Genomic DNA, 14,461 nt, shown 5'->3' with positions numbered 1-14,461 from the left:
TAATTCCTCAAGCTCATTCACCACTAGTGACCCCCTTAGATCGTAAAATTACTGTTTCAAATATTGCTCGAACGTGATAATCGGAGTGAACTTTCCACTGGGCTATTGCATCACTTTTTAACACTCCTATTGCGTCATATCTCGAATGCCCAGGCTCCCAGTTACTTGTATTTTTACGCTGTGAGGTTAACGGAATAATACCTTTTCGGGGCAGTACTTAATGGTACACCTTCGTATCACAAGCTCCGTTACCTGACATATCATTGCTCTTTCTTCGAGGTAGATTAAGTAATGTTGGCAGCACTACACTATTACTACATCGACGAGGTTTACCTCTACACAAAGATTTCATGCGTACCTACATCCACTGTGAGATAGAGCGTTCGCCAAGTTCTCCGTTTTCATGGCCGTACTTTCTGACTTTCTATTCGTCCTCGCCAAACACTTTAAAAACAGAGAATCAATGAAATCTTGTAGCGTTCGAAGCGGGAGATATGATGCTCTTTTTCATAGAAGAGCATTATCTGAGTCGTCAAACCCTCTACGTCGCTTTCCATGGCGTATCGCACATTTCCATACTTTAATCACGCATCATTAATACAGAGTAACATAACCACTCTTACATATTACGCGATGATATTACCACCAACTCGATCTATGCAACAACGTATGCCTTAACCACCTAACAATCAGACACTTTAAAAATGCTTTCCAGATGAAGTTAAATCAATCATTGTATGAGAATTAAAATAAAAAAGCCGGCTTCAAAAAGAAGACGGCTTAGATTAATGTTTGAAATTATAGTTTATTAGCTATGCAAAAGCGTTTTTCCCTCTAGAAACATCGGACCATGCCTTAGTGATAGCAACTCGAGACTTACTATCAAGGTTATCCATAAAGCCATTGTCGCCACCCTGAGGCGCAAAACCACTCATAGCTTGAACCAATGCGTCAATCGAGGTGGCAGATAACGCGGTATAATCTCGTTCACCTTTCGCATCCTTATCTCTCATATCAACAACAACTTGTGCACGATTACCATTGAAGTAATCAGCGAAAGTGACAGAACCAATATGTTCAAACTTCGCTTGGTTAGTATCGCTTTCAGGATCACGTAATATAGAAAGTTTTAAATCATAACCACTACGCTCAAACCACAGTTTATTCCAATCAATGCCATTGAACACAATCTTATCTTCACTACGGATGTCTTCAACAAGGTTGTCGATAACATCACCGCTCACGACAAAACTGTCGACACCAGTCCCACCTTTGAATGTATTTTGGTATCCACCAAGTACCATCAAATCATGTCCTTCACCGCCATTGAACTGACTGAACTTTGACATGGCCGCTGCAATCAAGTGATCGTCCCCTTCCTCGCCGTTCAACACTGCGTGATAACCCAACAGCTTGACCACATCGTTACCAGTGTCAGCATTGATACGATTATAGTTCCCAAAGACATTGGCAAAGTCGTTCCCCGAACCTAACTCTACTTGGTTGTTATTACCGATCGTAACTGAGTAATCTTGCTCATCACCGGTATCCACGCGGTTATAATTACCAGAAGTCACAACATAATCTCGCCCTGTTCCGGTATCAATTTGTCCACCTTCCCCAAAGACAAATGCTTGATCATTACCAGCACCAAGGAAAACATGGTTAATTCGTCCAGCGACCACAGCAGTATCATTACCTTCACCACCAAACATCATATTTTCACGCCCCATAAGAACGCCCATATCATTACCTTCACCGCCGGTAAAAATATTGGATGTACCAGTTGCGTAATACACATCGTCACCTCGACCGCCCCAGAAGTTGTTGTTATCCCCTAGATAAGCCCCTAAATCTTTGCCGTCGCCACCCCAGTTGAAGTTATAGTTTCCTAGAGAAACATGGACATCACCATCCCCTTTTAAATGACCACTCTTACTTAAGAAATCGAATGTTTTTTCTTTCATATTCAGTAGATCTTTCGTTAGGTTCCCTTTCAGGTTTTCTACCAACGATTTCATCTCTTTTTGCTTATCTTGGCTAAAGATAGTCGTAAACAAGTTAGGTAGACTGAACGAATTAAAACCAAATGCACGATCTTTTTTCGGGGTTTTTTCAGGCGTTGTAGCCTCATCGCGACTTTTTTGAACACCATTTACGTTGGTCCCATTAACGGAAACTGATGCTTTATCCTCTTTCTCTTCTGGCGTTTTTTCTTTCAAACCATGAGTTTCTGCGAACGACTTAAGGCCATCTGCGCCCATATCAATTCCCGATTTCAAATCGTCTAACAGCTTAGTAGGATCGACGAAAGCTTGAAGTTGATCACCACTAAACTCACCAATCACTTCCAGCATATCTTTGAGGATTGCAACCCCGTCTACCGGCTTACCATTACGAGCAAGAATTTGCCCAGATGCGGTGTAATCCACACCGAAGATGTCCCCAAGTGTCGTATCCGCACCCACACCAGACAACTGGCCAAGTAGTTTATTCTTTAACTGTCGGGGTAAATCTTTAGGGTTATATGTGAAGGTTGTTTTCGCTTGACCTGTTGCAGAGAACTGCTGTGTCATTAAGCCAAACAAAGAACCTAGATTGGTATCAAGGATAGACTGGATATTGTCACCAAACATAAAATTCCAATTGCCCGACGTGACCTGAATATCCGCACCTTGACCACCAACAGCGAAGTTAAATGCTAACTTCTCATTCGCTTGACGAAACTTATCTGCGCGACTTAGTTTGTTTGCACTGGTGTCATTACCACCTAACCATTTGTTGAACTTCTTGTTCAGAACAGCTTCAGTGTCATTCTTCAAACCTCGGCTACTACGTCCATTTTGCGAATCCAAACTCACAAGAGTGTCATAGTCAACACTGCTACTTTGATCTAAACCAGACATATCTTTAACGAACTTCTTCGCGCCTGACAATGTCCACTGTTGATTTTGAGCAGAAACCCAATCTTTGCCTTTGCCCGAATTTGCTATACCTTGCAGAACTCCAGAAATACGAGCGGCCCCATCAAACGGGTTAACAAGTGGTGGGGTTGGGATCGATTTATCCAGCATCACAATCAAATCATTGCTTCGTCCTAAGTTGAAGCTCACGTTGCGATTTCCGATAAACATCTGCGCACCTTCCAGAGCCTGATAGCCACCGATATCGAAGCTGTGTTTGCTCTGACCATTACCGATATGAACCATCACATTGTTATCACCAAATGCCAATGACTTAAAGCCACCAGTGCCCACTTTAATGCTAACGTTAGATGTGCCCCAATTCACCGCGGTAAACTCGCCATCGCCCACATTCACTTGGATGTTCCCAGAGTAGCTGAGCTGATTGCTGTTTCCTGAAGTTGAGGAGGTTCCTTGATTTATTTTTCTTTTTTCTGGTGCCTCAAAAACATTGTTGTTTTCACCAATAGCCCCACGGACAGACTCGTCCGTCTTGCTCATACCAACGTGAGAAAGATTAATGTTTCCTTCAGCAATGCCATTTCGAATACGCTCTTCTTTCGTCGTCACTTCACCTTGAGCATCCAAACTAAATGTAACTTTGTGTTGTGGCGCTTTTTGTACCCAGTCGCCATTAGCATCACGAGTGTGTTTACGACCAGTTGAGTCAACCGCAACCTCTGAGCTCCGGACTGAAACATCGCTACGAATTCCATTTATATCCATCGCTTTAATAAGCTGCTTACCAAAGCCTTTCTGTTTGTCATCACTAATTAAAGAACAGCCCACGACGCTAATATGATCAGGTTGAGTGGTGATGCTTCCTGATCCACTGAAGGCTTGATTCAATTTAGCAAGCTTGACTGCTAATTCATCAGCACTATAACCACTCATGCGCATATTATTGTTTTCTGAATCACCACGGCCATGACCAACTAATTGCCATCTAACCTTTCCATCAAGCTTCGAGGGGTCACCAAACACCACTCGATAGTTTCCGTCTGAATCAAGTTGAACTACCACACTCTTATCAGGATGTTTACCTGCTAAGTTCCCCGCAGCTTTAGCCACCACAGGGTCGTTCTCCATTTGAACAATAACTTGTCCATCAAATCGAGTTTCCCCGCCACCCGTTTGAGGTAGAACTTCAACACGCTTCCAACTATCAACATGTTTATTATTAACATGACCGTCCTCTCCACTTAAGGAGCTAGTGAAAACAATCTTTGGTTTATTCACGACATCTTCGTAAACAGCACGTAGACTCACATCATCCTTCTCAATCTTGAATTGGTTCGTTTCACTCACTTTAAGTGCCGGTAAACCTAAACGATGGGTAATGCCAGGAACAAACCCTTCAATGCCTTTGTGAGATTGCAAATGTGCTCTCCCATAGATAGCAACAAATTTTTCACCCGCTGGCAATTTTTGCAACGTGTCTACCGCTATATTATTTGCAGCTCCAGCCCGATACATCAACCCATGCTCTGTCCCTTGAATGTTAGGGCGAGCCGTAATATTCGCATCAAGAGCAACAATGCGCATACCATTTGAACGTGCATTTTCAAACAAAGTAACGTCTATATGCTTAGTTTTGAGCATTGCACTTAATTCATTGGACATCACACCAGTAGCCAGATAATTGTCAATCAGTGGCTGCGCAAGATCCGAACGCAGGTGCTCTAGACCAATGACAGTGATACCTTGCTTCTTGAGTACATCCATTTGCTCATTAACAAAGCGCAAACCATTAACATCGCTGCCATGTACTTCGCCAATTAAAAGACCTTTACGGTCATTTAGAAGTAGAGAAAGCTGCTCTTCGACATTCTTCTTTTCGGCAAGTTTCTTACTTAGGTCTTCGTATCCAATACCAGAATATTGGCGATCCCAGCTCTCAACATCTGTCTCATGACTACTGTGGTAAATACCTTTAATTTGATCCATTCGACCGGCTTCAACTTGAGAAACATAGTTTCTGTCTGCGAATTTCTTTAGCAAGATCATTTCAGCTGAATCGCCGGAGCTCCGATCCGACGACTTAGCTGCTTCCTTCAAGAAATAGAAAGCCATCTGAACAGACTCAACCCCGGTCAAGTCTTGAAGCTCTTGGTAACTGTAACCCAAGTGGACAGTTTTCGTCGCTTCATCCAAGACAGCTTTGCTTAGTAAATCGTTCGCCTGTGATTTTTCCAACCATTGTTTGAAGTCTGAATAATGTTCGCCAAGTTCGATGTGATATTTAGCGTCAAAGCCCAAATCCTTCGGAGTCTCTCCATTATATCCTTGCTTTGGCGATAAATACGGGTCTTCATTTGCCCAACGGACCATCATTTCGGTTAGACCCGCATGTTCACCATTGGCTTCCTCGATCGCCACCATATAAATGTCAGCGGCAAGTTCGGGGCGTGTCTTTGCAATAGCGTCAATGGCCTTTTGGGTAACTTTCATTTCCCCTTTAAATAACTCAGTACTTACCTGCTCTTTCAATTGCGTTAGTGCATGATTACGACCGGAGGTTGGATGTTCAGCTAAATAAGCGTTAATCTTATTGCAAAGTTCAAAGCTCGCGCTCATCTGCTCTTGACCATTGGAATGATGCACCAAATCAACTTGGTCTAAGATACTTTGATAAGAAGCACCAATCGGTTTAGCAAAAATTTTCGCTCTATCTTTCAGCTCTTGCTTCGTAAATACTTGAGATAAATCTACTTTTAATCCGGTCTTTTTTCCTAATGATTCAAGATCCGCAACTTTGTCACTTGTCGCCCTCTTAACTGGTAACACTTCCCCTGGTTCATCTGATGCAGAATTAGCATGCTCTTTGTAGAACTTAAGCGTTTTATCCAATGCCTTGTCCAGCGCATCGCGCACTGTGCCCTTTGAGCTATCATCAACTAGGTCTATCAGATCCTGATAGTTGGCGGTGTAGCTTTCCAATACTTTTTTGCGATCCTCTCCCGTTTCCTGCAAAGCTTTGTACACAGCAAGGCTTTCGTTGACTGAGTGACCGCCGTCAAAAACTAAGAAAGACAAGGTGTTTAGGTAAGCTTGATCAACAGAGAATCCTGGATTCTTACTCGCAATATGTTGGTTCAGGTGCGTCATGATATTGGTTGAACCCGACGCGCCCGTCACTACCGGCAGACCATTATTCAAGGCATTACTTTCGAATGTTGTCTTTTTACCCGGAGTAAGAATTCGACCATCTGCGACACTGCGGCCTTCTATAAAGTCATCGTAGTTATCACCTTTCGGTTGATATTGAAGCGCCGTACCATAATCACTGGTTTTCTTTTCAATAAGGGTAACTTTGTTTTCACCTTCAACCCCTGATGATATTACCGCATCAGTTGAACGAGCCTTGGTGATAACATTCCGATAGAAACGGTCCCCTTCAGCTTTCCACGGGGCCATTTCCATTCCCAAACCAGGGGTAATTGCCATTTTCACAGCCAGGAAAGGAACTTTTATAACACCGAAACCATCATCAACTTGTGTCATCATAGTTTTGAAGTTGTCATAATTCGGTGTTTCAAGGAATTGAGTTAAGGTCGGGACGCGACTAAACCATGGACGCTTGTCTTTAGCGATCTCTTCTGCAAACGCTTCCATTTTTGTCTGGATTCGCTCAGCGCGCAACACATCGTCTCCCGCATCCGGCAGCAAGCCATGTATCCATTCGTCAAAATCATTAACTAAACTGGTTCCGATTTGAACTGAAGTATTAATCGCTTGTTCTGTCGGTGTTTTCACCAACTCATGAGCTATTTCAGAGTCAAAACGACGGCCAAACAAATTATCAAGATATTGACCTGTCGCTTTATCTTTCTTTGCATCAGCCAGTAATTTATTTGCCAGCGTTTGCAGTTTAGGGTGTTCTGCTAACTTTTCATGAGCCTCGCTAAACAGCTTAACCGCTTTCTCTTGAGTCACACTTCCGCTCATCCATAGCGTTTTAGCTTGCTCTACTAACTCATGTATTTCATTCGCATAAGTTTCAGTAGTCTCTATCTGACCTAGCTTATAAATAAATTCAATAAGGCTCTCATTTTCAGTTTTTGGCGCATCTCTCTCTGAAGTTGAATTCGTCAGAGTCGGTGAAACCACTCCGAACGACTTTAAGCTATTGATTTCGTGCTCGGTCAAAGGTTCAACCAAACCAACCACACGACCAATACCGTCAAACACGAGCTTAGACTCAAACGCTTCAACAGCTTTCGGATCAATTGCAATACCAAAGACATTGGCGTCCTTCGAACGGTTCCTCTGAATATGGCTTTGCAGCGACACCATTTCAAATTGGAGTGTCTTAACTAACTCACCACGTTGAGCGAACTCTTTTGGATTTTTTTTCTGCCACTGGTGAAGAGCCAACTCTAAGGCAGCAAGATTCTTTTCAGATGGGGTACGCTGAATTGACTGAATGTTACTTCTTACCACTTTCAACTCTTTACTAGGTAAATCCGTTAAAAGCTTGCCAATGTGTCGCTTAGTCGAATCGACAAATCTTGCATCATTAGAGCCAAGCAATGAGAAGTCAAAACCATCTACGCCTTTTCTTACAGCTAAAGAAGTGTCAGCCGCTTCACCCAGCCCGTGAAGATTGACACCTGAAATGCGAATATCTTTTCGGTTTACATCTTGTGATGCTCGATTTACAACTCTGATACTGTCGGTATTGCTCTCAGTGAACATGGAAGTGATAGCTCTTCCGGTATTTTTAGAGCGAATACCTGCATTGATTTGTAGTCGGTTTACGGCTTGAACAGCATCGTTTAACGCTTCTTGCTCTTGCTCGCTCAATCCTTCACTGAATCGGCCATCGGCGCTTGACTTGTTGTTGGCATTCACATGGTTACCCGTGACGCCTGCACCTTCTATTCTGCGTGCTTTACCCGAAAGTCCACTGCCCACAGCACCTTGACGATCAGGACGATCCTCTTCGTTCTGCTTTGAACCTTTCGCATCCGCTTGTGCTTGATCCGCTTTGTTTTCAGCATTTCTTGCATCACGATTACCACGTTCTTCAGCGTCTCTAGCTGAATTATTCGCATTCGATTCAGCTTGTTTAGCTTCATTAGCTTTCGTAGTGGCGTCTGTTTTACGCGCATCAGCGTCGGCTTTAGTATTCGCAATATCTTTCTCTGCACCAGAGCGATTCTGTTCGCCTTTCGCAACGCCTGCTTCTGATTTCGCCACAGAATCGTTGACACTTTTTTGGTTGTCTACGTGCGCTTTTTTCGCAGCGATGATGCTTTCCCCAGCAACATCTTTAGCCTGACCTAATTTGGTTTGAGCATCCTCTAAAAGACCGTCTGCGAAATGGTTGCGCCAATGCTCACCAGATTCACCTACATAAACCGCTTTGTTATCCAGCACATCAAGTCCCTGGGCCAATGTCGTCAGGTCTTTAGTTACCGCTTCAGACTCTTCGTTCACAGCATCACGCTGCGCTTGCCCATTGCTCTTTAATGCTTCTTGATCGGTGGATTCTAATTGAGCCTGAGAACCCGATACGGCTTCAAGTTGTTTCTGCTTTTCTTGCTCTAAGCGTTGACGATCGGCTTCCGCTCGTTCTTTGTCAGACATTGCATTTTGCGCAGCTTGATTTTGTTCCGCATTATCGGCAACAGCATTAGCTTGGTGTGATGTTTCAGATTTCGCCACAACATTATCTAAAACATAGCCCAACCCATCATCATGGCCTGTGCCTTTAAATTCTATTCGGTTGCTGCCAGAATTCGCAGTCAACTTAAGTGTTTTTTGTTGCCAAGCTGCTTCATCGCCAGAAGTTGAGAATACAACATTACCGTTCCAGAGAACTTCTATGCCTTCGTTGCTTGAAATACCTGCACGTTTTGCAAAATCAAAGCTAACCGCAATGACTTCACCTTCCGCTAAATCCGTTAAATCTTGAGAAAGACTTGTATTAGTATAAGTATCTAGCTCTGTAACAAGTGAACCATGACCATCACCACTTACGCCATAATCCTTACTTGAAGAGGCAACTTCAACACCGTGAGTCGATTCCCATCCCAGACCACCTTGCTCAAAATCACCATTGACGATCAAGTTAGGTGTTTGCGTTTGATTTGAAGATTCTTCGATGTTGAGTTCATTTTCCATGTTGCTGAGATCAGGCGTTTCAACGTTGGTCACGCTTCCACTTAAACCGTCTCCTAGATCGGAACCCACTTCTTCGATTTCATCTAAGTCGAAACCATCAAGTTTAGTGATTTCAGGCGTTGAAATAGCACCTCGTCCTTTCTGAATTCCTGATGAAGAAGCTTCATCACCTTGAACTAGGTAATTAATCGCTTGGCTGCCACCCACTCCAAGAAGAGTTTGTTTAATATTATCAAACAGTGCGGAAAGCTTATTGCTGCTCGTGTTACTTGACGCGACGGCTAGGCTATAGAAATCACCGTTACCCACTTTGATAGCAACGTTATTTCTGGCATAAGAAGCGTTAATCCCTAAGCCATCACCTACGTGAATATTCACGTTTGCTTTGCCTTTCATCACCGCAACATTGAGACCGTCACCCACTTTGGTGTTAACGTTATATTTGCCCCATGCAACGTTCACTGAAATACCGTCACCAATTTTGGTGTTGATATTCGCATCACCATAGGCCGCCGTTACACTCAGGCCATTACCCACGGTTGTCGTAATATTGGCTTTACCTTTTGCCGCCGTGACCTGCATACCATCACCGACTTTAGTGACGATATTGCCTTTGCTCCAAAGTGCGTTGAAGCTATCTCCGTCACCCACTTGAGTAACGATGTTCGCTTCACCTTTCGCTAAAACAACATTACGGCCATCACCCACTTTCGTAATGATATTCGCTTTGCCCCAAGCTCCCGTGTAATCATCGCCATTACCGACGTGAGTAATGACATTCGCCTTACCTTGAACCACAGAAACTTCTTGGCCATCACCGATTTTGGTGATGATGTTCGCTTCACCTTTGGCGAAGTTGTATCGATCACCGTCACCAACGTGAGTGAAGATATTTGCTTGTCCCCAGGCCACGTTAACGCCTAATCCATCGCCCACTTTTGTGATGATGTTAGCTTTACCTTTCGCCAAACCAATAGTCGTACCATCCCCCACATGGGTCATGACATTGCCCACTTTTGATATCAGTAAACCAACGGTGGTTCCTTCGCCAACTTTGGTTAAGATATTACCTTTACCCGCCAACACAGCTGCGGTTGTTGCATCACCAACATGGGTCACTACGTTTGCTTTCGCAGCTGCGACAACACCCATGAAGTCATCACCGACTTTCGTTATGATATTCGCTTCACCAAGGGCTAGTACGCCAGTAAGACCATCTCCTACGTGAGTCATAATGTTTGCTTTACCAAACATCGCGGCTAAGGTTGTGCCATTACCCACTTTCGTCATCACGTTTAGTTCGCCAGCAAATAAACCTAAGCTTGTGCCATCACCAACGTGAGTATAGATATTCGCTTTACCGATCATTAATGCAGCAGTTAGGTCATTACCCACTTTCGTCATGATATTGGCTTGGCCAAGCATTGCAGTAAACGTGCTGCCATTACCCACCTGAGTGAATATATTTGCGTTACCTACCATCGCGGCTATCGAGGTACCATTACCCACCTTAGTCGCGATATTACCTTTTGCTATCATTAATGCGACTGTTGTGCCGTCACCAATATGCGTAAAGACATTCGCTTCTGCGACCATAAGCGCTAATGCATCACCATGACCAACCTTGGTAAATACATTGCCTAGGCCGCCCATTAGCGCCCACGCGTTCCCTTCACCAACGTGAGTGAAGATATTGCCTACGCCGATCATAGCGGCTATTGAAGTGCCGTCGCCTACTTTGGTGAAGATATTACCCGCAGCACCCATTACGCCAAGTGTTTGGCCATCGCCAACATGAGTCAATACGTTACCAATACCCAACATAATGCCTGTGGTATCGCCATCGCCCACCTTGGTTAGAATGTTCGCCCCACCAACCATGACGCCAGTTGTCGAGCCATCACCAACATGTGTAAGTACGTTGGCGCCTCCTCCCATAACGGCAAGCGCATTGCCATTGCCTTTTTTGGTTAGGATGTTTGCACCACCAAGTGCGACTGCGGTCGTATTTGAGGCCGTATCATCACCGCTAATATGAGTAATGATATTGGCGCCACCAAGCATACCCGCCGTGAGGTCACCGTCACCCACTTTAGTCATGACATTCGCGCCACCGACAAGTACAGAAGCGATGTCGCCCTTACCAACCTGTGTCATGACATTAAAGCCACCGACCGCTAACCACAACCCGTTGCCAGACCCAATTTGGGTGTGCGTGTTGTAGCCGCCTAGCATAGTCAAACGACTATTACCGTTACCTTTGTGAACTGAAATATTGCCATAAGCAAGTAAGTGGGCTAAGTACTCGCCGTCACCAATACGAACCAATACATTGACCGCACCGCCTGCGTAGACATCCATTTTCCCTTGTTTGCTCTGATGAACGAGCACGTTAGCTAAACCAGCACCACGGAAAGTGAGGTCGCCTTCATCGCCACTTTTAACAATGACGTTAGCCGCGCCGCCGCCAACAAATTCGGTATCACCAAACTTAGAGCTGTGAAGGATAACGTTGGCGAGACCACCACCGTTAAAGTAGACATTACCGCGTGTCACATTGGATTTGATGACGTTACCGCCACCGACACCATTGAACCGAACGTCCCCTGAACTTTCACCACCATCGCTAGCAGACTTAAACAATGATTGTTCATTGTATTCATCAATATCCGCTACTATTTCACTGGTACTTCTCAACGTATTAACGCTGTATTGTAGCTGACTCAACGAGTAACCATTTTTGTACCCAGAGCTGTAACCGTTTGCGGAAGAAATATCTTCACTAGACAAATTTTGGGTGTGGTCGCCTTCTTTATACCAAGGACGAGCTTGATACCTTAGTACTCCGGTATCGGGATCGTTTGCAAGTTCGACGACAACTATTTTTGTGTATGACCCCAAGACTTTTGCATAGACGTACGTGTTTGCTTTTCGATTCGATTTAACTGCTTTGACATCGACAGTCGAGCCATCCGAAGAGATAGCATGCCCACCCATTTTTGCATCAGATAATGACACGTCTTTAGCATCAATCACCGCACCGTTAGCGTAGGTCACCCACTCATATTCTGTAAGGTCTTTTTCAACGGCGTGAATAGTCACCGCTTTCTGGTGTTCAACTTTCAAATCCGACAGCGTATATGCGCCATAGACTTTAACGGGGTTAAACCCGCTCTCAGAGGAAATATCCTGGCTCGTTAAGTTACTTAAATGATCGCCTTCTTTGTACCAAGCGGTAGAATAATACTTAAGCTCTCCAGTTTCAGGATCGTTACTCAGCTGAATTTTATTTATTTTGGTGTACTTAGAATCCGAGAAAGCAAACAGATAAGTATTCGGCTCACGTGTCGATTTTATACCCGTAACTTGATGATCCTGGCCAATCCAAGTTCCACTTAGTACCGCTTGAGTAAGCACGATTTCATCGGCATTGACATGCGCCATCCCTTCGCCGTCGAAGTCTTTACCTATCCCTTTACGGGTAATATTATTGTAGGCTCCCCCCCCGGAAAAACTGACATTTCCGTGGGCGACATCAGAGTAAAGGCTGTTGTACCCTCCAACCCCTTCAAATGTAACGTTCCCTCGTGTTTCAGCATAAACGTCATTAGCTTGGCGTGTACGTTCAATTCGATTTGATGCGCCTGCACCCTGTAGGGTTATATCTCCAACTTTACCTTTTCGAACCAGATGATTATCGGCACCAACACCACGGAAAGTGATATTGCCAGTTTCCACTCGTGAACTAATGCTGTTAGCCGCACCGCCCCCATCGAATGTCACATCACCACGTGAACCCTGGTATTTATTGAACCAAGTTCGGTCGAGTTTGTTTCCGGCCCCTGCCCCCGTAAAGGATAAGTTACCCTGGTTTGTTTCATGCCAAAGACTGTTGTAACCACCAACACCACCAAATGTCACATTACCACTTAGACCTTTACGGGTTATACCGTTGTATGCAGCTGCACCTCCATAATTTACGTCACCGCGATTACCTAAGTGGTCAATAGTAACTCCACCAGCAAGGCCGGCAAATGAGACATCACCACCCCCACTTTTATTGATATCAACATACCCAGCCGCACCTTTTACACTAAGGTTACCAATAGAATCCTCTACCTTTAGATGGGCCGCACCGCCTACGACTGTATCATTACCACTACCCGTATAAACTGTGGCAGTAATTGAAGCGACGGTGATATGATCATCACCGCCGTAAGCTCGAATATCGCCGCCAATAAGACTAGTCGCAACAATATTATTGTCCCCATCGTCAGCGGTATAGCTCCCTGTAAAGAAGTATTCAACACTTCTCCAAAATGGTTTTCCCATAAAATAAACTCTAATTTCGGATTAAATAGAAAACCACTGTACCTTTCTGATACAGCGATCACTTTGAACATTGACCTTGCCGCGGACCGTACAAACTTTCTGCCCCTGCCACGGAAGGAATACACGGCGACGAAGGTCATTGACAACTTCGCGGCCATGACCGAATGGCGCTATCATCTCTGGGATATAAATATGCTGGCCAGATTGCCAGTCAGATAAAGAAATTTCCCGCACTCCAGATAACAACTCATCTCGGCTTTGCTCAGACAAAAACGCCCAATTACAAAATGCAATTGGGCGACCTTGTTCATCTTCGTAATAGCAAAACTGGTTTAGCTCAAACGCAGGCATAATACGTTGCTGCCATTCAGCAACAACGTATCTGCGATGAAGAGGTGAATGCTGACTTAACAACATCACCCCTCCGATTATTTTTTGAATTTGCGCTAACGTAAGATTTGCTGATTGATATGCAATAGACATATGCCCAATATCACCAAATGCAGTTGCTATTTAACTTTAGAAACTCGCTTTTTTGGCGCAGTTTTTTCTTCCGTTGTTCCCTCTTCAGCCTGAGGGTCAACCGGTTCACTTGATGGTAAAAAACCCGCTGCAACTAACTTGTCAAATTCAGCTGACATGCGAGGATCTTCGAGCATGTTTTTAACCATGGAAACCATATACATAAAGCCAGAAGCTGGCATATGAACCACTTGTTTAAGCTCAAGGTCATCATCATTTTCAGCCATTACGCCACTAGCCATATTTTTTTGGTCTTGACCTACGAAATAAAGGGAAAAAACGCCTTTATTATAATTAACACTAGAAATGGTTTGAACAAACTTCTCTGTCATAAAATAAAATCTCAAAAATTTAACAAAACAAAATGAAATGAAATGAACCTTAATCGCATTTAATTGCGAAAAAGAAACTATAATTGAAATAAATTGAATTGTTAATAGAAACAATCAAATTTAAATCAAAAAACCAAATTAAATTAAAATTAACTCAATAAAATCAATAAGATACAATGAAAT

Annotated in this window: 3 protein-coding genes; all 3 read right to left on the bottom strand. The window is 43.9% G+C overall.

Features of this window, described 5'->3' with window-relative positions; all coding sequences use genetic code 11:
- Positions 1–812: 812 nt before the first annotated feature.
- The 3 genes from rtxA to AB4323_RS13815 are packed head-to-tail and all read right to left on the bottom strand — an operon-like array spanning position 813 to position 14,278.
- Positions 813–13,424: an MARTX multifunctional-autoprocessing repeats-in-toxin holotoxin RtxA gene (gene rtxA / locus AB4323_RS13825; protein WP_372114256.1), complete on the bottom strand. Its 12,612-nt coding sequence runs from the start codon at positions 13,422–13,424 to the stop codon at positions 813–815.
- 21 nt (positions 13,425–13,445) lie between these two features.
- Complete coding sequence (gene rtxC / locus AB4323_RS13820; RefSeq protein WP_032545857.1) at positions 13,446–13,907, bottom strand: RTX toxin-activating lysine-acyltransferase RtxC; 462 nt, start codon at positions 13,905–13,907, stop codon at positions 13,446–13,448.
- 26 nt (positions 13,908–13,933) lie between these two features.
- Positions 13,934–14,278 (bottom strand): hypothetical protein, encoded by a 345-nt coding sequence (locus AB4323_RS13815; protein ID WP_017082577.1) that lies wholly within the window; start codon positions 14,276–14,278, stop codon positions 13,934–13,936.
- Positions 14,279–14,461 lie beyond the last annotated feature (183 nt).

It is taken from the genome of Vibrio sp. 10N.261.52.C11, from assembly GCF_041471405.1.
GTDB classification, from domain to species: domain Bacteria; phylum Pseudomonadota; class Gammaproteobacteria; order Enterobacterales; family Vibrionaceae; genus Vibrio; species Vibrio crassostreae_C.
Note: the sequence above shows the minus strand (reverse complement) of the source record. Positions and strands in the feature narration are given on the sequence as shown.

What these genes read in the sequence shown, in the direction of transcription:
- rtxA (WP_372114256.1), bottom strand. Translation starts at nt 13,424, where the DNA reads ATGGGAAAACCATTTTGGAGAAGTGTTGAATACTTCTTTACAGGGAGC.
- AB4323_RS13815 (WP_017082577.1), bottom strand. Translation starts at nt 14,278, where the DNA reads ATGACAGAGAAGTTTGTTCAAACCATTTCTAGTGTTAATTATAATAAA.
- rtxC (WP_032545857.1), bottom strand. Translation starts at nt 13,907, where the DNA reads ATGTCTATTGCATATCAATCAGCAAATCTTACGTTAGCGCAAATTCAA.